Source organism: Streptomyces sp. NPDC054770 (assembly GCF_053611985.1).
In genome coordinates this window covers 18,488-40,721 of record NZ_JBSHBL010000036.1, presented here as the reverse complement: position 1 = coordinate 40,721, position 22,234 = coordinate 18,488, and the positions used below count along the sequence as shown (strand labels likewise).

The following is a 22,234-nucleotide window of genomic DNA, read 5'->3' as shown; positions in this document are numbered from 1 at the left end:
CCACTCCTGGTATGTCGTACACTTTGTACCCCGTGTCTTTTACGAGCGCGCGGGCCGCGGGGGGGGGCGCGGGGCGCCATCGTCCATGGGTACGTAGTCGATGGTCCGTGTTGTGCGTCTTCGGCGCACGGCCGCGACCGAAGCCGGCGGCACATCGGGCAGCAGGCCTTTGATGACGATTTCGGCCGCGCCGAAGACATCGACCACGATACTTGCAGACGCCGGTTAATTGCAAGCGCGGTATATCGGCGTATGCACTCGCGGACTGGGAGGGTATGTGTCAGGTCTCGTGTACACGCCGACGGCAACCCTGATGGGCGGGCCGCCGCCGGTGCGTCCAGGTTCAGATTGCGGTGCCCCGTGCGGGCCGCGGTTCCCCCTGGCGCTCAGCCCACCACCACTTCCTCCGGCTCTCCGCTGGCCCGGGGCTCCGGCGGCCTCGGCGGCCGCCGCTCCCGGTGCGCCGGGTCCGTCACCTCGCCGACCAGCAGCTCCAGAACGTCCTCCAGCGCCGCCAGCCCCAGCACCCGGCCGTTCGCGTCGGCGACCTGCGCCAGGTGGGTCGCCGCCCGGCGCATCACCGTCAGCGCGTCGTCGAGCGGCAGCTCGGCCCGTAGGGTCGTCATCGGGCGCCATATCTGCTGCGGCACCGCACGGTCGGAGTCCTCCAGGTCCAGGACGTCCTTCACATGGACGTAGCCCATGAAGGCACCGGACTCGGCCGCGACCGGGAAGCGGGAGTAGCCGGTGCGTGCGGTGAGCTCGACGATCTGGCCCGGGGTGACCGACGGCGGGACCGTGATCAGGGACTCGCGTCGCAGCAGCACGTCCGTCACCGGGCGGGAGCCCAGTTCCAGCGCGTCCTCCAGGCGCTCCCGCTCCTCGGGGTCGAGCAGGCCCGCCTGGCCGGAGTCCTCCAGGAGCCGGTTGAGCTGCTCACTGGTGACGACGGCCTCGACCTCGTCCTTCGGCTCCACTCGGAACAGCTTCAGGATGCCCTGGGCGCAGGCGCCGAGGGCGACCGTGATCGGCCGGCAGACACGGGCGAACGCCACCAGGCCGGGGCTCAGCCACAGCGCCGCCTTCTCCGGCGCCGCCATCGCGAGATTCTTCGGCACCATCTCGCCGATGACCAGGTGGAAGAAGACCACCGCGGCCAGGGCGATGACGTAGCCCAGCGGGTGGATCATGCCGTCGGGCAGGTGGACGGCCTCGAACAGCGGCTCCAGCAGGTGGGCCACCGTCGGTTCGGCCACCGCGCCCAGCGTCAGCGAGCAGACGGTGATGCCGAACTGGGCCGCGGCCATCATCTGCGGGAGGCGTTCCAGGCCGTAGAGGACCTGGCGGGCCCGGGCCGTGCCGAGCGGCTCGATCTGGCTGCGTCGGACGGAGACGAGGGCGAACTCGGCGCCCACGAAGAAGCCGTTGGCCAGCACCAGCAGCGCGGCGAAGACCAGTTGGAGCACGCTCATCGGGCGGCCTCCGCGACGGCGGGGGCGGTGCGGACCAGGCGGACCCGTTCCGCGCGGTAGTGGCCGACCCGGCGGACCGACAGCCGCCAGCCGGGCAGCTCCGCCCGGTCGCCCGGCGCCGGGATGCGGCCGAGCAGGTCGGCGACCAGGCCGGCGACCGTCTCGTACGGGCCCTCGGGCACGTCGAGGCCTATCCGCTGGAGGATGTCGACGCGGACGCTGCCGTCGACGTCCCAGGCGGGCTTGCCGTCCTGGGCGGGGGCGGCGGCGAGCTCGGGCGCGTCCGGGCTGTCGTGCTCGTCGCGGACCTCGCCGACCAGCTCCTCGACGATGTCCTCCAGGGTGACCACGCCGGCCGTACCGCCGTACTCGTCGACGACGACCGCGATGGGCTGCTCGGAGCGCAGCCGGGCGAGGAGCGGCTGGACCGGCAGGGTCTCGGGGACCAGCAGGGCCTTGCGGGCGATGCGGCCGACCGGGGTGCGCAGCCGGTCGTGGACCGGGATCGCCAGCGCGTCCTTGAGGTGGGCCATGCCGACGATCTCGTCGATCTTCTCCCGGTAGACCGGGAAACGGGACAGGCCGGTGGCCCGGGTGAGGTTGACGACGTCCTCGGCGGTCGCCGTGTCCTGGAGCGCGCTGACCTTCACCCGGGGGGTCATGACGTGCTGGGCGGTCAGCTCGCCCAGGGACAGGGTGCGGACGAACAGGTCGGCCGTGTCCTGCTCCAGTGCGCCCGCCCGGGCGGAGTGCCGGGCCAGCGAGACGAGCTCGCCGGGGGTGCGTGCGGAGGCCAGCTCCTCGGTGGGTTCGACGCCGAGGGCGCGGACCAGCCGGTTGGCGACCGTGTTCAGCGCGGCGATGACCGGGCGGAACAGGCGGGAGAAGCGGGCCTGCGGGCCGGCGACGAAGCGCGCGACCTGCAGCGGCTTGGAGACCGCCCAGTTCTTGGGCACGAGTTCGCCGATCACCATCTGGATCGCCGAGGCGAGCAGCATGCCGACCACGACGGCGATGCCGGACACGGCACCGTCAGGGAGGCCGGTCGCGGTGAGCGGGCCGCGCAGCAGCTCGGCCAGTGCCGGTTCGGCGAGCATGCCGACGACGAGGGAGGTGATGGTGATGCCGAGCTGGGTGCCGGAGAGCTGGAAGGACAGCTCCTTCACCGACTCGACGACCGTACGGGCACGTTTGTCGCCGTCGGCGGCGGCCTTCTCGGCCTCGGGCCGCTCCACGGTCACCAGGCCGAACTCGGCCGCCACGAAGAAGCCGTTGGCGAGGATGAGCAGGAACGCGGCTGCCAGGAGCAGCAGGGGGGTGGTCATGATGCCGCCGCCTCCGAAGCTTCGCGGACTCCGGAGAGGCAGTCCGCGGTATGTCGGCAGGGGGCGGCGCAGGTACTACAGGACGATCCGTCCATCGCCGGAGAGGGTCACTCCTCGGGTAGCAGGAACCCCTGTGCGCCGGGCGCGCGACAGGGGTGGAGGCGGGACGTGAAAAGCCTCCGCCAACAGATTAATCAAGACAGGGGCCAGTGCGGCAGGGGCGACGGCCCGGAGACGTCCCCGAAGTTGCGTGATTTCAGCCCTGATGCTGTTCGGGGTCGCGGACCGTGTGGGCCTCGGCGAGGGCGCGCAGGGCCCTGGCGTCGGCGATGGCACGCTGTTTGGCGATGCCCGGCTGGATGCCGAGGGCGGGCAGGCTGGTGCCGTCGCTGAGGTCGAGGAACACCCACGGGTCACCCGGTCGGAGGTTCACCTGGAGGATCTCCGCCCACTCCAGCCGCCGCTTGCCGGCGATGTTGACGACGGTGACCCCGGACTCGTCGGCGACCACCTTCACCCGGGCCAGCTGGGCCAGCACCCAGAAGATCAGCGCGCCGGTGACGACGAAGCTGAGCTTCTCCCCCGGGCCGAGCTGCTCCAGGAGCAGTGCGACCCCGGATATGGTGGCGAAGATCGCGAGGCCTGCGGTGAGCAGGATCACGCGGGTGTGGCCCGGCCGGAAGGTGACGGGCAGCGAAGGGAGCTCGGACATCTCGCGCGGGTCCCTCAGAGGCGGCAGGCGTGGATGGCCGTGGTCAGGATGGCCCGGGCGCCGATGTCGTACAGGTCGTCCATGATCCGCTGGGCGTCCTTGGCGGGGACCATGGCGCGGACGGCGACCCAGCCCTCGTTGTGCAGCGGGGAGACGGTGGGCGACTCCAGGCCCGGGGTGAGCGCGACGGCCTTCTCCAGCTGCTCGACCCGGCAGTCGTAGTCCATCATCACGTACGTGCGTGCGACCAGGACGCCCTGGAGGCGGCGCAGGAACTGCTGGACCTTGGGCTCCTCGGCGTCCGCGCCGGTGCGGCGGATCACGACCGCCTCGGACTTCATGATCGGCTCGCCGAAGACCTCCAGGCCGGCGTTGCGCAGGCTGGTGCCGGTCTCCACGACGTCGGCGATGACCTCGGCGACGCCCAGCTCGATGGCGGTCTCGACGGCGCCGTCGAGGTGGACGACGGAGGCGTCCACGCCGTTGTCGGCGAGGTGCCCCGCGACGATGCCCTCGTAGGAGGTGGCGACCGTCTTGCCCTTCAGGTCCGCCAGGCCGCTCGCCTCGCCGGGCTTGGCGGCGAAGCGGAAGGTGGAGCGGGCGAAGCCCAGCGGCAGGATCTCCTCGGCGTTGGCGCCGGAGTCCACCAGCAGGTCACGGCCGGTGATGCCGATGTCGAGGCGGCCGGAGGAGACGTAGATCGCGATGTCGCGGGGGCGGAGGTAGAAGAACTCGACGTCGTTGACCGGGTCGACGATGCGGAGTTCCTTGGACTCCCGGCGCTGCCGGTAGCCGGCCTCATGCAGCATGTCCGCCGCAGGGCCTGAGAGGGAACCCTTGTTGGGGACGGCGATGCGCAGCATGAGGTCGGCTTCCTTCGCTTCGAAAGGGGGCGGATTGGGGTGTCTGAAAGCGGTTCTTACAGGTGGGCGTAGACGTCGTCCAGCGAGATGCCGCGGGCGACCATCATCACCTGGACGTGGTAGAGCAGCTGCGAGATCTCCTCGGCGGCGGCTTCCTTGCCCTCGTACTCGGCGGCCATCCAGACCTCGGCGGCCTCCTCGACGACCTTCTTGCCGATGGCATGGACCCCCTTGCCCACCAGCTCGGCGGTGCGGGAGGTGGCGGGATCGCCGTGGGCGGCCTTGTGCTGGAGCTCGGTGAAGAGCTCCTCGAAAGTCTTGTTGGACATGGTGAGCGCCAGACTACGCCAATCGCCGCGTCGCTCAGTGCCAGGGTTCAGATACTGAGCGGAGGGTGGCCGCCGTCGCCACCGCCGCCGTCACCGCCTCGTGGCCCTTGTCCTCGTTGGAGCCCTCAAGGCCCGCCCGGTCCAGGGCCGACTCCTCGTCGTCGCAGGTGAGCACCCCGAAGCCGACCGGGACGCCGGTCTCCACGGTGACCTGGGTGAGGCCCTGGGTGACGCCCTGGCACACGTACTCGAAGTGCGGGGTGCCGCCGCGGATGACGACACCGAGGGCGACGATGGCGTCGTAGCCGCGCCCGGCGAGGACCTTGGCGGTGACCGGGAGCTCCCAGCTGCCGGGGACCCGGAGCAGGGTCGGCTCGTCGATCCCCAGGTCGCGCAGGGCGCGCAGGGCGCCGTCCACCAGTCCGTCCATCACCTTCTCGTGCCACTGGGACGCGATGACGGCGACCCGCAGGTCGCTGACATTGCGTACGGACAGTTCAGGTGCACCCTTGCCGCTCACGTCTCTCCTCAGTGCTGTTTCTCTACTGGTGGCCGCTTGGGGCCACGGTCTACTGGTTGCCGCAGGTGGACACCGCGGGGGTGTCCAGCCAGGGCAGGTCGTGGCCCATCCGGTCCCGCTTGGTGCGCAGGTAGCGGAGGTTGTGCTCGCCCGCCTGTACGGGCATCGGCTCGCGCCCGCTGACCTTGAGGCCGTGGCTCAGCAGCGCGTCGCTCTTGTCGGGGTTGTTGGTCATCAGCCGGACGCTGCGCACCCCGAGGTCGGTCAGGATCTGGGCGCCGGCGCCGTAGTCGCGGGCGTCGGCGGGCAGGCCGAGTTCGAGGTTGGCGTCGAGGGTGTCGCGGCCGCGCTCCTGGAGTTCGTAGGCGCGCAGCTTGGACAGCAGCCCGATGCCCCGCCCCTCATGCCCGCGCAGGTAGACGACGATGCCCCGGCCCTCGTCCTGGATGCGCTCCAGGGCCGCGTCGAGCTGCGGCCCGCAGTCGCAGCGGGCGGAGCCGAAGACGTCCCCGGTGAGGCACTCGGAGTGGACGCGGACCAGGACGTCCTCGCCTTCGCCGATCTCCCCGTGGACGAGGGCGACGTGCTCGACGCCGTCGGTGGTGGAGCGGTATCCGTACGCCGTGAAGGTGCCGTGCTTGGTGGGCAGGTTGACCTCGGCCTCGCGGCGGACGGTCGGCTCGGCGGCCCGGCGGCGGTAGGTGACCAGGTCCGCGATGGAGATGATCGTCAGGCCGTGCTTGCGGGCGAACGGGATCAGCTCCGGGAGGCGGAGCATCCGGCCGTCCTCGCCGGCGATCTCCACGATGGCGCCGGCCGGGCGCAGGCCCGCGAGGCGGGCGAGGTCGACGGCGGCCTCGGTGTGGCCGTTGCGGGTCAGGACGCCGCCGGGGCGGGCACGCAGCGGGAAGACATGGCCGGGGCGGACCAGGTCCGTCGGCTCGGCCCGGCCGCTCGCCAGCAGCCGGAGCGTGGTGGCGCGGTCGGCGGCCGAGATGCCGGTGGTGACGCCGTGCGCGCCGGAGGCGTCCACGGAGACGGTGAACGCGGTCTTCATCGACTCGGTGTTGTCGCCGACCATCTGCGGCAGCTGGAGCCGGTCCAGCTCCTCGCCCTCCATCGGGGCGCAGATCAGGCCGCGGCACTCGCTCATCATGAAGGCGACGATCTCGGGGGTGATCTTCTCCGCCGCGATGACGAGGTCGCCCTCGTTCTCGCGGTCCTCGTCGTCGACGACCACGATGGGGCGGCCGGCCGCGATGTCGGCGATGGCCTGCTCGACCGGGTCGAGCGTGAGGTCCTCGACGCCGTCGGTGCTGTAGAGGATGGGTGCCGCGGTCATGCGGGTGCTCCTTCCAGAGCGGGCCGCGTGCCCTGGCGGGAGCGCAGCCACCAGTCGCGCATGCCCCACAGGACGAGCGCGCCGTAGATGACGTAGACGAAGCCGGAGAAGGCGTAACCGTTGGCGAAGTTGAGCGGGACGCCGACCACGTCGACCAAGAGCCAGGCGATCCAGAACTCGACCATGCCGCGCGCCTGGGCGTACATGGCGACGACGGTGCCGACGAAGATGTAGGCGTCCGGCCAGGGGTCCCAGGACAGCGACGGGAAGGCCTTGAAGATCAGGGCGACGGCGACGGTGCCGACGGCCGCGGCGGCGACCATCGCGCCGCGCTCCCGCCAGGTGGCGAAGCGGGGCACGATGTGGCCGTCACCGCCGTCTTCGGCCCGGCCCCTGTTGCGGTTCCACTGCCACCAGCCGTACAGCGCCACGACCATGACGACGGCCTGCTTTCCGGCGCTGCCGGTGAGGTGGCCGAAGAAGGCGCCGAACAGGATCAGGCCGGAGGCGAACTGGACCGGCCAGCTCCACAGGTTGCGGCGCCAGCCGAGGGCGAGGGCGATCAGGCCGAGGATGTTGCCGATCATGTCCGACCAGAGGATGTGCTGGCCGAACATGACGAAGGCCTCGGAGTTCAGCCAGTTCACCGGCCTGCTCCCTGCGTGTTCGCGAGCAGGCGCTCCACGTACTTGGCGACGATGTCGACCTCGAGGTTGACCGGGTCGCCGGGCTGCTTGCGGCCGAGCGTGGTCAGGTCGAGGGTGGTGGGGATGAGGCTGACGCTGAAGTAGTCGGGGCCGGCCTCGACGACGGTGAGGCTGATGCCGTCGACCGTGATCGAGCCCTTCTCGACGACGTACCGCGCGAGGTCGGCCGGGAGCGAGACCTTGACGATCTCCCAGTTCTCGGAGGGCGTGCGCGCCAGCACCTGACCGGTGCCGTCGACGTGGCCCTGCACGATGTGGCCGCCGAGGCGGGAGCCGACCGCGGTGGGGCGCTCCAGGTTGACTCGGGAGCCGACGTCCAGGGCGCCGAGGGAGGAACGCTTGAGGGTCTCCGCCATGACGTCGGCGGTGAACTCGTCGCCCTCGTGCTCCACGACGGTCAGACAGACGCCGTTCACGGCGATGGAGTCGCCGTGCTGCGCGCCCTCGGTCACTACGGGGCCACGGAGCCGGAAACGGGAGGCGTCGCCGAGGTTCTCGACGGCGGTGACCTCACCCAGTTCTTCGACGATTCCGGTGAACACTTCCCGGGTCCTCCTGCCTCAATAGGGCACGGACTCCGGGGCCTGTCGACGGACGACAGAATCTACGGACAAGCACACCGGGGGCGACGCCGACAAGGCCCCGCCCACAATGGACGAGACCAGATACGGCGGCGCGCACACCTACATGCTCGCCCGCCGCGCACTGCCTCCCATCCGGACTTTAACCGTCGGTCCAGGAATTTCACCTGGTCAACCGGCCGCTGGAAGCGGACGGGTCGCGGACTATAACCGCCGGTTCGGACTTTCACCGACCCCGGAGTGCGCTGCTTCTGGTACATGGCCAGTGTGCCACGCCGGGTCGTGGTCCATACAGGGGAACCGTGTGGGCTGCCTCACAGCTCGTGCCGCCGGACTTCCCGGACGGACCGCGGTGTGCGCAACTGGCGCCCGGACCAGGACTCTTGACTTTGAGTCACACCTATTGACCCTACTGGTCTAGTCCTTTTAGGGTTCGAGCGGACCCGGTGGCGGTGACGACGGCCCTTGCCCGTCGCCGGGCCCGCCCAGCGCGGGCGTCAGCGGTCCGGCGCCGCGAAGAGTTCGTCCTGGGCACGCTCGCGCGCGGTGAGCAGGGCGCCGCGCAGGACGGCCGCGCCGCCCAGGGTGCTCGCCCGTACCTCGGTGGCCAGGGGGGACATACCGCGCAGCCGCGCCTCGACCCGCGTGGCGAGCGCGGCTCCGCCGGCGGGGCCGATCTCACCGCCGAGGACCACGCAGCCGGGGTCCAGGATGGCGACGACGGCGGCGACGCCTACGGCGATGCGGTCGGCCAGGGCGTCGAGGAAACGGGCGTGTGCGGTGGGGGGTGCCGGGTGCGGTCGGTGGTCGGGTGCGGCGTCGTCGTGGCTGGTCGCGCCCACGCGGCGGAGCCGCATATCGATACGGCCCGCGCCCCTTTGGGGCGCGACCAAGCCGGCGTCGCCCGCGAGCCGCGCCGCCTCGGCCACCACACTCGCGGCGGTCGGTCCGGTCGGGTCCACCCCGCATTCCCGCGCCAACTCCACGATCGCCGCCGCCCCCACCAGTGAGTGGTAGCCGCCGGAGCAGTCCGTCGCCGTGGGCAGGCCGGTCGTGCCCGGTACCGGCAGGAAGCCGATCTCGCCGGTGCCGCCGGAGGCGCCCCGGCGCAGGCTGCCGTCCAGGACCACGGCGGCGCCGCAGCTGTTCCCCAGCCAGAGCAGGACGAAGGTGTCGCGGTCCCGGGCGGCGCCCTCCCGCTGCTCGGCGAGGGCGGCCAGATTGGTCTCGTTCTCGACGCCGACCCGGGCCTGCGGGAAGCACTCCTGGAGGGCGGCGACCAGCCGGCGATGCCAGGCGGGCAGGCCTGCCGAGTCGCGGAGCTCACCGGTGGCCGGATCGACGAGTCCCGGCGCCCCGATGCCCACGGTGTGCAGCTGCCCCCCGCCCCCGGACGCCCCCGCCTCCTTGACCGCGCGCTCCACCAGCTCCACCGCCCGCTCCACGGCCGCCGCCTCCCCCGCCTCCGGGGCGACCGGCACCGACCCGTCGGCCAGCACCCGCCCCACCAGGTCGGAGACCAGCACCGAGACGCTGTCGGTGCGTACGTCGAGGGCGGCCAGACAGGCGCGGTCGGCGACGATGCCGTACAGCCGGGCGTTCGGCCCGCGGCGCTGCTCGCCCGACTCGCCGACCACCGTGATCAGTCCGGACGCGGTGAGCCGTTCCACGAGGTCGGCGACGGTCGGCCGGGACAGTCCGGTCAGCTGTTTCAACTGCCCTGCCGTCAGCGGGCCTTCCTGCTGGAGCAGGCTCAGCGCGAGCCGGTCGTTGATGGCCCGGGCGGTGCTCGGTGATGCGGGCATGACGGGCATCCTCCCAGATCCGTATGGCCCAGGACGGCCACATAACTCTCTATCTATCAGGCAGGGTCCCTGATAGTTTACGGCGGACAGCGGGGGCAGCGGGGCGGCACCCACCCGGGGAGGGGCAGGACCATGAAAGACATGGGTTACGAGCAGCACGGGGTGAAGCGCGCGCGGTACGCCGTCGCGGCCGTGTTCACCGTGCACGGTGCCGTCACCGGCTCGTTCGCGACCCGGGTGCCGTGGATCCAGGACCATGCCTCGCTCAGCGCAGGGCAGTTGGGCTTCGCGCTCGCGTTCACGGCGTTCGGCGCGTCCTGCTCGATGCCGCTGGCCGGCCGGATCAGCCACCGCTTCGGCAGCCGTACGGCACTGCGCGGACTGATCGCCATGTGGACGCTGTCGCTGATCCTGCCGTCCCTCGCCACGAACCTGTACCTGCTGTGCCTGGCGATGTTCGTCTACGGCGCGAGCGCGGGCATGGCGGACGTGGTGATGAACGCGCTCGGCGTGGAGATCGAGCGCCTGCTCGACAGGTCGATCATGTCGGGGCTGCACGGGATGTGGAGCGTGGGCACCCTGATCGGCTCGGCGGCGGGCACCCTGGCCGCACACCTGGGCACGGACGCGCGGCTGCACTTCGCCCTGGCGGCGGCCGTCCTCACCGCGCTCGGCGTACTGACCGCCGGCTGGGTCCTGGACGTGCAGCCCGCCGAGGACGAGGAGCCGCCGCCGCGGTTCACGCTGCCGCCCCGGTCGGCACTGCTGATCGGCACGGTGGGCTTCTGCGCGGTGTTCGCGGAGGGGGCGAGCCTGGACTGGTCGGCGGTGTTCCTGCGGGACCGGATGGGCAGTTCGGCCGGGCTCGCGGCGGCCACCACCACCGGGTTCATGCTGGCCATGGCGGTGGCCCGGATCGGCGGGGACGCGGTGGTGAACCGCTTCGGCGCGGTCCGTACCGTGCGCGCCGGGGGTGTGCTGGCCGCGTTCGGCGGGCTGCTGGTGGTCCTCGCCGGGCAGCCGGCGGTGGCGATGACCGGGTTCGGGCTGATGGGCCTCGGCATCGCGGTCGTCGTACCGCTGTGCTTCGCGGCGGCCGGGCACGCCGGGCCGAACCCGAGCCAGGCGATCGCGGGCGTGGCGACGATCACCTACACCTCGGGCCTGATCGCGCCCAGCCTGATCGGCGGAATCGCCCAGGCGACCAGTCTGGTGGTGTCGTTCTGCCTGGTCACGGCGCTGGCGCTGGGGCTGGTGGTGTTCGCGGGGGTGCTGCGCGCCGGGGCGCGGGGCGCTCGCGCCGAAGTCAGTCCGCAGGCCGCAGCAGTTCCCGACCCGCGGCCCTGAACGTCTCGCTCCAGGGCGCGGGGCGCAGGGTGGCCGGGTCCAGCCGGACGAGCACCCGAGTGCCCCGCGCGTAGGTGGTCGCGCCGTCCGGCGAGCAGAACCGGAAGCCGTAGGTCAGGCCGGTGCTGCCGAGCCGTTCCAGCCACAGGTGCACGGCGTAGGTGCCGGACCTGGTGACCGGCGCCTCGTAGCTGATCAGCAGCTCCCTGACCACGTTGCAGGCGTCCCCGGCGGTGGCCCAGTCGCCGTCGAAGCGGACGCCGTGCTCCTGCCAGAGCTCGGTCCAGGCGCGCTCGACCAGCAGCGGGTAGCGGGCGTTGTGCAGCATCCCGAGCGCGTCGAGGTCGTCGAAGTGGACGCTGACCGGCAGCAGCCGGCCGTGCGAGAGGGCGGGGGCGGGCAGGGCTTCGGCGGTCACGGGTGGGGCTCCTGGGCACTGGACGAAGCGGTGGGGACACTCCATCCTAAGCGGGTGCTCAGGAGCCCCGGCCGGGAAGGGGCTGGTCAGCCCGCGATCGAGTCCAGCTGCTCAGCGGCAGGCCGCAGCGCCCATAGGTCTCCGCCGGGCGGCGGCTGCAGTCGTCGTACCGCCCGCTCGGCCGCCTTGTCGCCGGCGTCGGCCGCCGCGTGCACGACGTCGCTCGCCGCGTAGCGGTAGAACTCCAGCTCGGGGTACGGCCAGGCGGCCGCGCCGGTGGCGGCGGGCAGCAGATAGTCCACGGCCTTGAACAGGCTCTGCCCGTCCGGCCCTTGGTAGGCCCAGAGGTTCACGCCGACATGGCGGCCGATGGCCGCGAGCCGGGTGTAGGCGACCAGGTCGAAGGTCGAGTAGTGCCAGCTCCTGGTGCGGGCCAGCTCCTGCGGCTGGCTGCCGTCCCCCGCGACCTGCGGGTCGATCCGCTTCGTCCGCGCGTCCAGCACGGTCTTCCTGGCCAGCGCCTTGTCGCCGGTCGCGTAGGCGAGGGCGGCGAGCTGCATGTCGTAGAAGGTGCCGTGGTTGTTGGCGGCGGCCCCCTCCTCCTTGCCGAAGGCGCTGTTCTCCAGCCAGTCGCGGAAGTCCGTGTTCCAGCTCCGCATCCCCGCCCGGTCGCCGGCGCTCCAGCCGGGTGCCCCGGTGCCGAGGATGGCCAGCGCGTCGACCACGCTCGTGTACGACTGGGAGAAGTCGATGATCCCGATGGCCCGGCCGTCGTACTTGCACGGGATGAACTGGGCGTGGTTCAGGTTCGGGTTCATCCGGGTCGCCGGGTCGAGGAACCAGGTGCGCAGGATCTGTCCGGCCTTCTCGGCGTACTCCCGCCTGCCGGTGTAGTACCAGGCCAGGGAGAGGTCGTAGGTCGAGTCGAAGACCTTCTCGACGTCCTGGCGGTCGGTGCCGCTGTCGACCTCGGGGTTGCGCTGGCCGTCGCGCTGGACGTAGGGGCAGCCCCAGGGGTTGTCGGCGGTGGGTGCGGTGGTGGGCCACCAGTACGGGGCCTGGCTGAGGTAGTCGTGGACGTCGCCGCCCGGGGCGGGCCTGGGCTTGTCGACGACCGTCCAGGGGCCCTGGTCCAGCCAGGTGTCGGCGCGGGTCGTCAGGTCGCGCAGCGCGCGCCGCAGTCGCGGGTCGCCGGCGCGCAGTTCGGCCTTGGTGCGCTGCAGCCGGACGCCGTCGAGGACGGCGGTGTCCGGGGCCCTGGTCGCGGCATGCGCCGACGGGACGAGGACCGCTCCGAACGCCACCAGAGCCGTCAGCAGCACGGCCGCGCGGGATCTTCCACTCATCGAGCACTCCGATCAACATAAAATCAGATATGTGAACTCAGTTCATGAGTAGGACCGTGCGAGCGTAGAACCACCAGGTGGCCGTGACAATGGTTCGGACCGTCTTCACGTACAAAGAAAGCGAAGCCCCCATGGATCTCGGCGTGCACTGGAAACTGCACGGCGACGGGCGGACGCCCGCGCCGGGAGCGGTGGTACGCCCCGACGAACGGCTCTCCTGGCCGCGCACGGTCGGGCTCGGCGCCCAGCACGTGGTCGCGATGTTCGGCGCGTCCTTCGTCGCCCCGGTACTGATGGGTCTGAACCCGAATCTCGCGATCATGATGTCCGGCGTCGCGACCGTGCTCTTCCTGCTGGCGACCCGCGGCCGGGTGCCCAGCTACCTGGGCTGTTCGCTGTCCTTCGTCGGGGTGGCCGCCGTCATCCGCGCCCAGGGCGGCACCAGCGCCACCGTGACCGGTGCGGTCTTCGTGGTCGGCGCCGCGCTGTTCCTGGTCGGTCTGGCCGTCCAGCGCTTCGGCGCCCGGATCATCCACGCCACGATGCCGCCGATCGTCACCGGCGCGGTGGTGATGCTGATCGGCTTCAACCTCGCGCCGGTCACCGCCTCCACCTACTGGCCGCAGGACCAGTGGACGGCGCTGCTGGTGATGGCGTTCACCGGTCTGGCCGTCGTCTGTCTGCGTGGTTTCTGGTCACGCATCGCGATCTTCCTGGGCCTCGTCTTCGGGTACGTCCTCTCCTGGGCCCTCGACCGGATCTTCGGCAAGATCCACTCCATGGGGCCGAGCGGCAAGGTCACCGACCACTGGCGCCTGGACCTCTCCGGTGTCGGCAGGGCCGACTGGATCGGGCTGCCGTCCTTCCACGGCCCGTCCTTCCAGTGGTCCGCGATCCTGGTCGCCCTGCCCGTGGTCATCGCCCTGGTCGCCGAGAACACCGGGCACGTCAAGGCGGTCGGCGAGATGACCGGCGACCCGCTGGACGACAAGCTCGGCACGGCCATCTCGGCCGACGGCGTCGCCTCGATGCTCTCCACCGCGGTGGGCGGCCCGCCCAACACCACGTACTCCGAGAACATCGGCGTGATGGCCGCGACCCGTGTCTACTCCACCGCCGCCTACTGGGCAGCCGCGGGCTTCGCGCTGCTCTTCGGCGTCTGCCCCAAGTTCGGCGCGATCGTGGCCGCCATCCCGGGCGGGGTCCTCGGCGGCATCACGGTCATCCTCTACGGCATGATCGGCCTGCTCGGCGCCCAGATCTGGCTGCACGGCAAGGTCGACCTGCGCAACCCGCTGAACCTGGTACCGGCCGCCGCCGGCATCATCATCGGCGTCGGCAACGTGAGCGTGAGGTTCACCGACACCTTCTCCCTCAGCGGCATCGCCCTCGGCACCCTGGTGGTCATCATCGGCTACCACGCCCTGCGCGCCATGGCCCCGGCCCACCTCAAGGGACACGAACCCCTCCTCGACGAGGGCACCAGCTCCTACGACGACAACCGGCCCTAGGTGGCGTGCGATCCGGCCCGCTTCCGCGCGAGGGCCCGTTCCCCCGTTCCGGGGAAGCGCCGGGCCCGTCGGCGCGCGCCCCGGCCCGGGGCTGGGACCCTTCCCCCATGGCGCAGTTGGAACAACTCACCGCTCCGGTCGGCACCGTCGTCTCCCGGATGCGCGCCCTGGACGCGGTCCTGCCCGAGCGGGACGGGATCGCGGTCTTCAACCGGGTCTACCTCACGGTCACCGAGGAGGTCGAACGGCGCCTGGCGGCGGGCCGGTTCACGGACCCCGGGGCCGTGGCCACCCTCGACGTGCGGTTCGCCGAACGGTACCTGGCCGCCGTGGACACGGAGGCGGCGGGCCGCCGGCCCCCGGCCTGCTGGCGGCCGTTGTTCCAGTTCCGCCGCCATCCCGGGGTACGACCGCTGCAGTTCGCGCTGGCCGGCATCAACGCGCACATCGGGCACGACCTGGCGCTGGCCGTGGTGGACGCCTGCCGGTCGCTCGGCTGCGAACCCGCCGATCTGGAGGACGAGTTCGACCACGTGGGCGACCTGCTCGTCTCGCTGGAGGAGCGTATCCGGGAGGATCTGATGCCGGGTCCCGACGTGCTCCAGATCGCCGACCCGCTGACCCATCTGCTCGGTTCCTGGAGCCTGGAGCGGGCCCGGGACGCGACCTGGGCGGCGGCCCGGGCGCTGTGGGCGCTGCGCGGGGTCGAGGACCTGGCCGAGGAGTTCGCCGAGCGGCTGGACGCGGCCGTGGGCCTGGCGGGCCGGATGCTGCTCACGCCGCTGTGCGACTGACAGATCCGATCAGGCCAACCCCGGCCGAGTCGCCCATGACTCCACCGAGATAACGTTAACTTGATTGCGCAACCAATTACCAAGGAGCGCACGCCATGACGACCCGGCTCGGAATCGGTCTCCCGCAGAATCGGCAGTACGACCTCGGCAAGGACGTGCCCGACGTGGCACGCGCCGCCGAGGAGATCGGCTACGACAGCCTCTGGGTGTACGAACGGGCCCTGTTCCCGGAGCCACAGACCCAGCCGCTGTACGGCATCCCGGGCCTGCCCTGGCCCGACGCCTACCGGGGCGTCGCCGAACCGCTGGTCACGCTGACCCTCGCGGCGGCGGCCACCGAGCGGGCCGAACTGGGCACCGCCGTGCTGGTGGCCCCGCTGCACATCCCCTTCCAGCTGGCCAAGTCCCTGGCCACGCTGGACGCGGCGAGCGGCGGCCGGGTGGTCGCGGGCCTCGGCAGCGGCTGGTCCCTCGACGAATACGCGGCCCAGGGTGTCCGTCCGTTCGAGGAGCGCGGCAAGGTCATGGACGAGGTGCTGGAGGTGTGCCGGGCGGTGTGGGGACCGGACCCGGTGGTCCACGAAGGCCGGATCACGAAGATCGCCTCCGCCGTGGTCGGTCCGAAGCCGGCCCGGCCGATCCCGATCCTGCTGCCGGCCAACAGCCCGCGGGCGATGCGCCGGCTCGTCGACCACGCCGACGGCTGGCTGCCGTACGCCGACGGCCCCGAGCAGGTGGCCGAGAGCCGGCGCCGGTTGCAGGACCTCGCCGCCGAGCGGGGACGCACCCGGCCGCTGCGGACGGTGGTGCGCGTGAACCCCGACTACACCGCCAAGCGGTTCGAGGGGCCGGACCGCCGGCCCTTCCAGGGCGACGTCGAGCAGATCGTCACCGATCTGATGGGGTACGCCGAGATCGGTCTCGACGAGTTCCTGGTCGACCTCTCCTGGGCCGCGCGGGACGCTCAGGAGCTGAAGGACGTGTCCGCCGAGGTGTACTCGGCGGCCCGGGCGGCCGGTTTCTGACCGGTCCGGTCAGTCCTCGGGGAGCTCGACCGGCGCGATCTCGTCGTAGACGTCACCGGGGCCGGGGTTGGACGCGTCGGTCTCGCCGCCGAAGTGGTGCATGACGCCCCAGACCGCGTTCAGCGCGGTCTGGACGGCCCCCTCGGCCCAGCCCGCCGTCCAGGAGATGTCGTCGCCGGCGAGGAAGACACCCCGCTTGTCCGCGGGCAGCCGGTCCTGCACGAAGTGCGTGAACAGGCGCCGCTGGTAGCGGTAGTGGCCGGGCAGGTTGGCCTTGAACGCGCCCATGAAGTAGGGCTCGTTCTCCCAGGACACGGTCACCGGGTTGCCGATGATGTGCTTTCTGATGTCGACCTTCGGGTAGATCTCGCCGAGCGACTTCAGCATGACCTCCATCCGCTCGTGCGCGGACAGCGGCAGCCACTTCAGGCTGTCGTCGCACCAGGTGTAGGACAGGCAGATCACGGCGGGCTTGTCCGGGCCGTCGTCGAGAAGGTAGGTCCCGCGTGTCATACGGTCGGTGAGCGTCATCGACATGACGTCCCGGCCGGTCGGATTTCCCCTGTCGTCGACGGCCTTGTCGAGCCAGAAGGGCCGGTCGACCGGCACGAACAGCTTCGAGGACTCCATGTAGTGGGTGCGCTCGATCGCGGTCCAGTGGTCGATCGGGAAGAGCGAGTCGTCGCAGGCGATCTTGGAGAGCAGCATCCAGGACTGGGCGGTGAAGACCGCCGCCCGGTAGGTGCGGATGTCGCCGTTCGCGTCCGTCACCGTGATCCGGTTGCCGGTGGTGCGGTGCAGCCGGGTCACGGCGGGGCGGGGCTCGCCGTTCTCGTGCAGTTTCGCGAGCGACGTCCCGTACGCCCAGTGCACGATCTTCTCCGGCTCGCGCTCCCAGAGCCTGAGCGGCAGCTGCTGGGAGCCGCCGACGATGCCGCGGTGGTGGTCGTCGGCCTCGGTGTAGACGACCCGCAGGATCTCCAGGATGGAGTTGGGGAAGTCGGTGTCCCAGCCGCCGGTGCCGAAGCCGACCTGGCCGAAGATCTCGCGGTGCCGGAAGGACCTGAAGGCCTCGGAGTCGCAGAGGAAGCCGTAGAAGGTCTGGTTGTCGAGCTTCTCGACCAGCTTCGCCCAGATCTCGCGGATGCGCGGCACGTCCCGCTCGCGCATCGCGCGGTTCATGTCGGAGAAGTCGGCGCCCTCGTCGAGGCACTTGTTCCAGGCGGCGGCGACGTCCCGGTAGACCTGCGGGAGATCGTCGGCCGTCTCGGCGTAGTGCGACTCGCCCTTGAGGTCGACGACGGTCGAAGGGGTCGCCTCGGCAAGGGGGTTGGGGAAGGGCCGGGTCTCAAGGCCCACCAGGTCGATGTAGTGCTGGAGGGCGGTCGAGGAGGGCGGGAAGCGCATCGCGCCCATCTCGGCGGTCAGCGAGGGGTCGCAGCCCTCGAAGCCCACGGTCCGCAGCCGTCCGCCGATCTTGTCGGCCTCGTAGACGACCGGCTTCAGGCCCATCTTCATCAGCTCGTACGCGGCCACGATGCCGGACAGCCCGCCGCCGATGACGGCGACCTCGGTGCCGTGCTCGGTCGCGGGTATCTGGCCGAGGCCCGCCGGGTGGGCGAGGAAGTCGTCGTAGGCGTACGGGAAGTCCGGGCCGAACATGGTGATCGGCGGCTGCTGCGCGTCGGCGTGCTCGACGGCGTTGGGCACCGTGGACGTCATGGGGTACGGACTCCTTGCGAAAAGCTGAGAGAGGAAGAGAAGAGAAGAGCGGGGGTGGAGGTCAGCTCAGGGACCCGTAGAGGCCGGGGCGGCGGTCCTCCAGATACGGGTTCGCCGCGCGGGAGGCGGCGAGGAGGGCGGGGTCGAGGTCGGCGAGGACGAGTTCCTCGCCGCGGCCGGCGCGGGTGCGGGCGACCCCGTCGGGTCCGGCCAGCGTGGACAGCCCGAAGAACTCGAACTCACCCTCGTGGCCGACCCGGTTGGCGTAGGCCACGTACATCTGGTTCTCCCAGGCCCGCACCGGGATCAGGGACTCGGCGACGAGCTGGAACGGGTGCATGTTCGCCGTGGGGACGAGGAGCAGGTCGGTGCCGGCCAGGGCGTGGGCGCGGACCAGCTCCGGGAACTCGACGTCGTAGCAGATCATGATCCCGACGGTGAGACCGCCCAGCTCGGCCTGGACGACCGGCTGCTCGCCCGCTGTGAAGTGGTCGCGTTCGAAGCCGCCGAAGAGGTGGGTCTTGCGGTAGTTCGCGAGCCGGGTCCCGTCGGCGGAGATCAGCTGGGCGGAGTTGTGCACGCGGTCGCCGTCGCGCTCGGGGTAGCCGTAGGCGATCGCCAGGCCGTGCCGGTGGGCCAGCCCGGCGATCGCGTCCGCGCTGTCGCCGTCCGCGGGCTCGGCGAGGCGGGCGATGTCATCACCGATCGCGTAGCCGGTCAGGAACATCTCCGGGGCGACGAGCAGCGCGGCGCCCGCGGCGGCGGCCCGGCCGGCGGTCTCGTCGAGCACCTTGAGGTTCTCGACGGTCGAGCCGGGGCGGCCGGAGCTCTGGAGCAGGGCGGTGCGCATGCGGGTCCTCACCGGGTACGGAGGGGTCTGGGGGCCAGTTAGACCGTACGGTCGGCGGGCCGGGCCGGACAAGAAGGAGCCGTTGCGTGCCGGTGAGCGGTTCGTTGCGTGCGCCGGGGACCCGGCGGCGATTCGTTGCGCGGGACCGGAGCTCAGAGTTCCCGCAGCCGCTCCACGATCTCCTTGAGCAGCTCGGGGTCGGCGCCGGGGCCGGCCGGCTGCACCCGGCGCGGCGCGTCGATCCGTACCAGGCCGGCCTCGGCGAGATCCCCGAGCAGCACGCGTACGACGGTGAGCGGCAGGTCGGCGTCCGCGGCGAGCTCGACGACCGGCCGGGCGCCGCGCCGCACCAGGGCGAGCAGGGCCGCGCGGGCATGGTCGACGTCCGGCGCCGGGTCTGCGTCCACCGCCGTGACCTGGGACATCAGATCGATGGCGTGCCGGCCGGAGGGTTCGGTACGGCCCCGGGTCACGGTGTAGGGGCGGACCAGCGAGCCGGTCTCGTCCTCGTACCAGTGCTCGTCGCTCACCGCGGTCGTCAGGGGGCCGAGCGCGCGGCGGCGTCCAGGTGCCCGCCGAGGCGCCGGACGAGCAGGGCCATTTCGTGGGCCAGCTGGCCGACGTCGGTGCGGACGTCGCTGAGCACGGCGAGCCGGCTGCCGTGTCCGGCCGGGGTGACGAAGAGATAGGCGTCGTCGAGCATCACCATGGTCTGCCGCACCTCCCCGGCGGCGAACCGGTCCCCGGCCGAGCGGGCCAGGCTGTGGAAGCCGGAGCAGACGGCCGCGAGGTGCTCGATGTCCCGCCGCCGCATCCCCTCGGAGTGGCTGAGCGGCAGCCCGTCGGCGGTGAGCAGCACGGCCTGCCGGACGTGGTCGGTCCGGGCGACGAGATCATCGAGAAGCCAGCCGAGGTCGCTTCCGGGCTGGACAGCGGGACCTGGGCCGACGGAGGGCTGTGAGCCGGCGGCGGGGGCCGGGGTGGAGGCCGGAACCGGGGCGGACGCCGGGTCCGAGGCGGACGCCGGGTCCGGGGCGGACGCCGGGTCCGGGGCGGACGCCGGGTCCAGGGCGGACGCCGGAGCCGAGGCCGACGCCGGAGCCGAGGCCGACGCAGTGGCCGGGGCGGGCGTCTGGGCCGACGTGGTGTCCGGGGTGGTGGTCGGGTCGGGTTGCTGGGGGTGGTTGTCACTGGTCATCGTCGGCACGCGGCCCTTCGTCGGTGTGGTTCGGCTCCTCGGGTCCGGTCGGCACTCCCCTGCGGCCCCGGTCCAGGCCCCGCTGGAAGGCGCCGAAGACCGCCCGCATCTCGTCGGCGTCCAGATCGCGCGCGGCCGGCCGGTCCGGGGTCCGCGGCCCGGCGCGCAGCTCGGGGGCGAGGGAGCTCTGACGGGTGCGGGTGGGCAGGGCCGGCGGCGCTTCGGGGGGCGGGTCCCCCGTCCGGCCCGGCAGTGGCTCCGGCTCGCGGCCCGGTCCCGCCGCGCCGTGCGTCGCGGCCTCCCCGGTGGACGCCGTACCGCCGGACGCCGGCAGAACGCCGACCGCCGATGCCGACCGGCCTCCCCCGGGTGCCGGCGGCCGCCCGTGCTCCGCCGCGGATGTCTGCCGCCCTCGCTCGCTGCCGCGTCGGCCGCCCTCCGGCTCCACCTCCGCCAGCACCGCCCCCGGCAGCAGCACCACCGCGGTCGTCCCGCCGTACGGCGACCCCCGCAGGGTCACCTCGATGCCGTGCCGGGCGGCCAGGCGGCCCACGACGTAGAGGCCGAGCCGGTCGTGGCGGGTCGGGTCGAAGGCGCCGGGGTCGGTGAGGGTGCGGCGGGCCTCGTCGAGCTGGTCGGCGTCGAGGCCGAGGCCCCGGTCGTCGATCTCCAGGGTGAAGCCGTGGCCGACCCGGCCGGTGCGCAGGGTCACCTGGGTGTGCGGCGGCGAGAACACCGTGGCGTTCTCCAGCAGTTCGGCGAGCAGGTGCACGACATCGGCGACGGCGTCCGCGGCCACACCCACCTCGGGCATCGGCGGCACCACGACCCGCGGGTAGTCCTCGATCTCGCCGACCGCCGAGGACACCACGTCGGCGACCGGTACGGGCCGCCGCCAGCGCCGTCCGGGGGCCGCGCCGGAGAGGATGATCAGGCTCTCCGCGTGCCGGCGCATCCGGGTGGTGAGGTGGTCGATGCGGAACAGCTCGCCCAGGACGGCCGGGTCGTCGGTGCGCCGTTCCAGCGTGTCGACGAGTTTCAGCTGGCGGTGGACGAGGGCCTGGTTGCGGCGGGCGATGTTGAGGAGGACCGCGGACAGGCCGCGCCGCAGTGCGGCCTGCCGGACCGCGGCCTCGACGGCGGCCAGCCGGGCCCGGTTGAAGGACCGGCCGACGTCACCGATCTCGTCGTCGCCGGCCTCCCCGGCGGCCAGCGGCGGCGCCTCGGTGACCGCGTCCACGTCCTCGCCGGCGCTCAACCGTTCCATCAGGGCGGGCAGTTGGCGCGCGGTCAGCAGATCGGCCGCGTCCCGCAGGGTCTCCAGGCGGCGGGAGATACGGCGCGCCCCGCGTACCGCGAACCACAGCGAGAGGCCCGCCGCCGCGAGGCCGGCCGCGCCGACGACGGCCGCCTTGGTCAACTCCCGGTAGGCGAAGGCCCGTCCGCGGGCGGCGGAGTTCTCGGCCGCCCGCGTGCACAGCAGCATGTACTGCTTGACGGCCCGGTCGGTGGTGGACCGCCAGGTGTCCGCGGCGACGGCCGCGCCGGCCCGGTCCGGGCCCGCCCGCAGCAGCGCGTCCTCGCCGCGCACCAGCGAGCGGTGCAGCGCGCCGCGCTGGAAGGTCTCGAACAGCGCCCGCGAGTCCGCCGGCAGGTCCGGGACATAGGTCCGCTCGAAGACCCGCCGGTCCTCGACGGTCGCGGTGAGGGTGTCGTACTGCGCGTCGGTGAGCCGTCCGGCCGCCCGCGCGCCGGCGACCAGCGCGTCCTCGCGGGAGACGAACTCCCGTACCCGCACCAGCTCGATGACGACCTGCGACTCCCGGGCCAGCTGTCCGGCCTGGAGCGCGGTGAGGGTGGACTCGACGTCGAAGCCTGGCTCCACCAGGGCGCTGTAGCCGGTCACGGCGCCGTCCCAGGAGATCTTCCGGGACAGCACCTGCCCGCGCAGTGTCTCCAGCCTGCCGGTGGCGGTCACCATCGCGTCGAGCGCCTCGCGCTGCCGGTCGCTGAGGCGTCCGCGGTCGCCGTCCCGGATCGCGTCCCGCATGGCTTCCACGGCCCGGTCGGTGCGCCGCTGCTGGGCGAGCAGGCCGGCGGCGGCCGCCGGGTCCGGGCGGGCTCCCAGGTAGGCCGCCGACAGCCGCCGTTCGATCTGGATCTGCCCGACGGCGGTGTCGACGGGGGTGCCGAAGTCGTCGTACACCCCCTGGAGCCGGATCAACGCGCGTAGCTCGCCGGTGACGGAGACCATGGCGAAGCTCCACAGGGCGGTCAGCGCGACGGCCGGAGCGAGCGCGAGCGCCACGATCCGCGCACGGACGGTGGTGGGGCGGCCGGGCCAGCGCATGGGTTACCTACCGGTGT

At 72.2% G+C, this 22,234-nt stretch carries 20 protein-coding genes, 1 pseudogene and 1 riboswitch; of the genes and pseudogenes, 4 read left to right on the top strand and 17 right to left on the bottom strand.

The genetic code is table 11. The features are described from left to right. Positions 1 to 386 precede the first annotated feature (386 nt). The 10 genes from ACWGKQ_RS28100 to ACWGKQ_RS28055 form a co-directional block, all read right to left on the bottom strand. A complete protein-coding gene (locus ACWGKQ_RS28100) occupies positions 387 to 1,472 on the bottom strand; it encodes a hemolysin family protein (RefSeq protein ID WP_453294754.1) in 1,086 nt (361 codons plus the stop codon). Continuing rightward, positions 1,469 to 2,797, bottom strand: coding sequence for a hemolysin family protein (locus ACWGKQ_RS28095; RefSeq protein ID WP_453294753.1), 1,329 nt, complete (start codon positions 2,795 to 2,797; stop codon positions 1,469 to 1,471). Before ACWGKQ_RS28095 ends, ACWGKQ_RS28100 begins: the two co-directional genes overlap by 4 nt. Before the next feature lie 256 nt (positions 2,798 to 3,053). Next, positions 3,054 to 3,509 (bottom strand): PH domain-containing protein, encoded by a 456-nt coding sequence (locus tag ACWGKQ_RS28090; RefSeq protein ID WP_453294752.1) that lies wholly within the window; start codon positions 3,507 to 3,509, stop codon positions 3,054 to 3,056. Between the two features lie 14 nt (positions 3,510 to 3,523). Next, complete coding sequence (gene hisG / locus ACWGKQ_RS28085) at positions 3,524 to 4,372, bottom strand: ATP phosphoribosyltransferase (RefSeq protein WP_453294751.1); 849 nt, start codon at positions 4,370 to 4,372, stop codon at positions 3,524 to 3,526. A 56-nt stretch (positions 4,373 to 4,428) separates the two neighbouring features. Further along, the gene (locus ACWGKQ_RS28080; RefSeq protein ID WP_030946750.1) at positions 4,429 to 4,701 is read right to left on the bottom strand and encodes a phosphoribosyl-ATP diphosphatase; all 273 of its coding nucleotides are present in this window, start codon (positions 4,699 to 4,701) and stop codon (positions 4,429 to 4,431) included. 34 nt (positions 4,702 to 4,735) lie between these two features. Then, positions 4,736 to 5,221, bottom strand: a complete 486-nt coding sequence (gene ribH, locus ACWGKQ_RS28075; RefSeq protein WP_453294750.1) for a 6,7-dimethyl-8-ribityllumazine synthase — start codon at positions 5,219 to 5,221, stop codon at positions 4,736 to 4,738. Positions 5,222 to 5,270: 49 nt separating this feature from the next. Further along, the gene (locus ACWGKQ_RS28070) at positions 5,271 to 6,563 is read right to left on the bottom strand and encodes a bifunctional 3,4-dihydroxy-2-butanone-4-phosphate synthase/GTP cyclohydrolase II (protein WP_453294749.1); all 1,293 of its coding nucleotides are present in this window, start codon (positions 6,561 to 6,563) and stop codon (positions 5,271 to 5,273) included. Beyond that, positions 6,560 to 7,210, bottom strand: a complete 651-nt coding sequence (gene pnuC, locus ACWGKQ_RS28065; RefSeq protein WP_453294748.1) for a nicotinamide riboside transporter PnuC — start codon at positions 7,208 to 7,210, stop codon at positions 6,560 to 6,562. The genes ACWGKQ_RS28070 and pnuC overlap by 4 nt, the downstream gene beginning before the upstream one ends. Beyond that, positions 7,207 to 7,812 carry a riboflavin synthase gene (locus tag ACWGKQ_RS28060; RefSeq protein WP_453294747.1) on the bottom strand — a complete coding sequence of 202 codons (606 nt, stop codon included), beginning with the start codon at positions 7,810 to 7,812 and terminating at the stop codon, positions 7,207 to 7,209. The genes pnuC and ACWGKQ_RS28060 overlap by 4 nt, the downstream gene beginning before the upstream one ends. 156 nt (positions 7,813 to 7,968) lie before the next feature. Then, positions 7,969 to 8,099: riboswitch (FMN riboswitch) on the bottom strand. Positions 8,100 to 8,348: 249 nt separating this feature from the next. Then, complete coding sequence (locus ACWGKQ_RS28055; protein ID WP_453294746.1) at positions 8,349 to 9,656, bottom strand: ROK family transcriptional regulator; 1,308 nt, start codon at positions 9,654 to 9,656, stop codon at positions 8,349 to 8,351. Positions 9,657 to 9,797: 141 nt separating this feature from the next. On the opposite strand from ACWGKQ_RS28055, the gene ACWGKQ_RS28050 reads away from it, so the two are divergent. Then, complete coding sequence (locus ACWGKQ_RS28050; protein WP_453294807.1) at positions 9,798 to 11,003, top strand: MFS transporter; 1,206 nt, start codon at positions 9,798 to 9,800, stop codon at positions 11,001 to 11,003. Here ACWGKQ_RS28050 and ACWGKQ_RS28045 read toward each other — a convergent pair. Then, positions 10,963 to 11,421 carry an acyl-CoA thioesterase gene (locus ACWGKQ_RS28045; protein ID WP_453294745.1) on the bottom strand — a complete coding sequence of 153 codons (459 nt, stop codon included), beginning with the start codon at positions 11,419 to 11,421 and terminating at the stop codon, positions 10,963 to 10,965. The genes ACWGKQ_RS28050 and ACWGKQ_RS28045 overlap by 41 nt on opposite strands. Before the next feature lie 86 nt (positions 11,422 to 11,507). Then, positions 11,508 to 12,767 (bottom strand): alginate lyase family protein, encoded by a 1,260-nt coding sequence (locus tag ACWGKQ_RS28040; protein ID WP_453294744.1) that lies wholly within the window; start codon positions 12,765 to 12,767, stop codon positions 11,508 to 11,510. Positions 12,768 to 12,898: 131 nt separating this feature from the next. On the opposite strand from ACWGKQ_RS28040, the gene ACWGKQ_RS28035 reads away from it, so the two are divergent. From ACWGKQ_RS28035 to ACWGKQ_RS28025, 3 genes are all read left to right on the top strand, one after another. Then, positions 12,899 to 14,278, top strand: a complete 1,380-nt coding sequence (locus ACWGKQ_RS28035; RefSeq protein ID WP_453294743.1) for a uracil-xanthine permease family protein — start codon at positions 12,899 to 12,901, stop codon at positions 14,276 to 14,278. A 107-nt stretch (positions 14,279 to 14,385) separates the two neighbouring features. After that, the gene (locus ACWGKQ_RS28030) at positions 14,386 to 15,072 is read left to right on the top strand and encodes a DUF5995 family protein (protein ID WP_453294742.1); all 687 of its coding nucleotides are present in this window, start codon (positions 14,386 to 14,388) and stop codon (positions 15,070 to 15,072) included. Between the two features lie 95 nt (positions 15,073 to 15,167). Continuing rightward, entirely contained in the window at positions 15,168 to 16,097 is a 930-nt protein-coding gene (locus ACWGKQ_RS28025; RefSeq protein ID WP_453294741.1) for an LLM class F420-dependent oxidoreductase, read from the top strand. Between the two features lie 9 nt (positions 16,098 to 16,106). Here ACWGKQ_RS28025 and ACWGKQ_RS28020 read toward each other — a convergent pair whose 3' ends face one another. The 5 genes and pseudogenes from ACWGKQ_RS28020 to ACWGKQ_RS28000 all read right to left on the bottom strand — a co-directional run bounded on the left by ACWGKQ_RS28020 (position 16,107) and on the right by ACWGKQ_RS28000 (position 22,217). Then, the gene (locus ACWGKQ_RS28020) at positions 16,107 to 17,819 is read right to left on the bottom strand and encodes a flavin monoamine oxidase family protein (protein ID WP_453294740.1); all 1,713 of its coding nucleotides are present in this window, start codon (positions 17,817 to 17,819) and stop codon (positions 16,107 to 16,109) included. Positions 17,820 to 17,880: 61 nt separating this feature from the next. Next, complete coding sequence (locus ACWGKQ_RS28015; RefSeq protein WP_453294739.1) at positions 17,881 to 18,669, bottom strand: carbon-nitrogen hydrolase family protein; 789 nt, start codon at positions 18,667 to 18,669, stop codon at positions 17,881 to 17,883. Positions 18,670 to 18,821: 152 nt separating this feature from the next. After that, a complete protein-coding gene (locus ACWGKQ_RS28010; RefSeq protein WP_453294738.1) occupies positions 18,822 to 19,199 on the bottom strand; it encodes a DUF742 domain-containing protein in 378 nt (125 codons plus the stop codon). An 8-nt stretch (positions 19,200 to 19,207) separates the two neighbouring features. Continuing rightward, positions 19,208 to 19,585 (bottom strand): annotated as a pseudogene (locus ACWGKQ_RS28005) (roadblock/LC7 domain-containing protein); the annotation flags it as partial. 271 nt (positions 19,586 to 19,856) lie between these two features. Next, the gene (locus ACWGKQ_RS28000; RefSeq protein WP_453294737.1) at positions 19,857 to 22,217 is read right to left on the bottom strand and encodes a nitrate- and nitrite sensing domain-containing protein; all 2,361 of its coding nucleotides are present in this window, start codon (positions 22,215 to 22,217) and stop codon (positions 19,857 to 19,859) included. Positions 22,218 to 22,234: the final 17 nt, after the last annotated feature.

Coding starts and splice junctions, on each gene's coding strand:
- hisG (WP_453294751.1), bottom strand. CDS start 4,372: ATGCTGCGCATCGCCGTCCCCAACAAGGGTTCCCTCTCAGGCCCTGCG.
- ACWGKQ_RS28025 (WP_453294741.1), top strand. CDS start 15,168: ATGACGACCCGGCTCGGAATCGGTCTCCCGCAGAATCGGCAGTACGAC.
- ACWGKQ_RS28080 (WP_030946750.1), bottom strand. CDS start 4,701: ATGTCCAACAAGACTTTCGAGGAGCTCTTCACCGAGCTCCAGCACAAG.
- ACWGKQ_RS28050 (WP_453294807.1), top strand. CDS start 9,798: ATGGGTTACGAGCAGCACGGGGTGAAGCGCGCGCGGTACGCCGTCGCG.
- ACWGKQ_RS28070 (WP_453294749.1), bottom strand. CDS start 6,563: ATGACCGCGGCACCCATCCTCTACAGCACCGACGGCGTCGAGGACCTC.
- ACWGKQ_RS28000 (WP_453294737.1), bottom strand. CDS start 22,217: ATGCGCTGGCCCGGCCGCCCCACCACCGTCCGTGCGCGGATCGTGGCG.
- ACWGKQ_RS28095 (WP_453294753.1), bottom strand. CDS start 2,797: ATGACCACCCCCCTGCTGCTCCTGGCAGCCGCGTTCCTGCTCATCCTC.
- ACWGKQ_RS28090 (WP_453294752.1), bottom strand. CDS start 3,509: ATGTCCGAGCTCCCTTCGCTGCCCGTCACCTTCCGGCCGGGCCACACC.
- ACWGKQ_RS28020 (WP_453294740.1), bottom strand. CDS start 17,819: ATGACGTCCACGGTGCCCAACGCCGTCGAGCACGCCGACGCGCAGCAG.
- ACWGKQ_RS28030 (WP_453294742.1), top strand. CDS start 14,386: ATGGCGCAGTTGGAACAACTCACCGCTCCGGTCGGCACCGTCGTCTCC.
- ACWGKQ_RS28015 (WP_453294739.1), bottom strand. CDS start 18,669: ATGCGCACCGCCCTGCTCCAGAGCTCCGGCCGCCCCGGCTCGACCGTC.
- ACWGKQ_RS28035 (WP_453294743.1), top strand. CDS start 12,899: ATGGATCTCGGCGTGCACTGGAAACTGCACGGCGACGGGCGGACGCCC.
- ACWGKQ_RS28055 (WP_453294746.1), bottom strand. CDS start 9,656: ATGCCCGCATCACCGAGCACCGCCCGGGCCATCAACGACCGGCTCGCG.
- ACWGKQ_RS28100 (WP_453294754.1), bottom strand. CDS start 1,472: ATGAGCGTGCTCCAACTGGTCTTCGCCGCGCTGCTGGTGCTGGCCAAC.
- ACWGKQ_RS28040 (WP_453294744.1), bottom strand. CDS start 12,767: ATGAGTGGAAGATCCCGCGCGGCCGTGCTGCTGACGGCTCTGGTGGCG.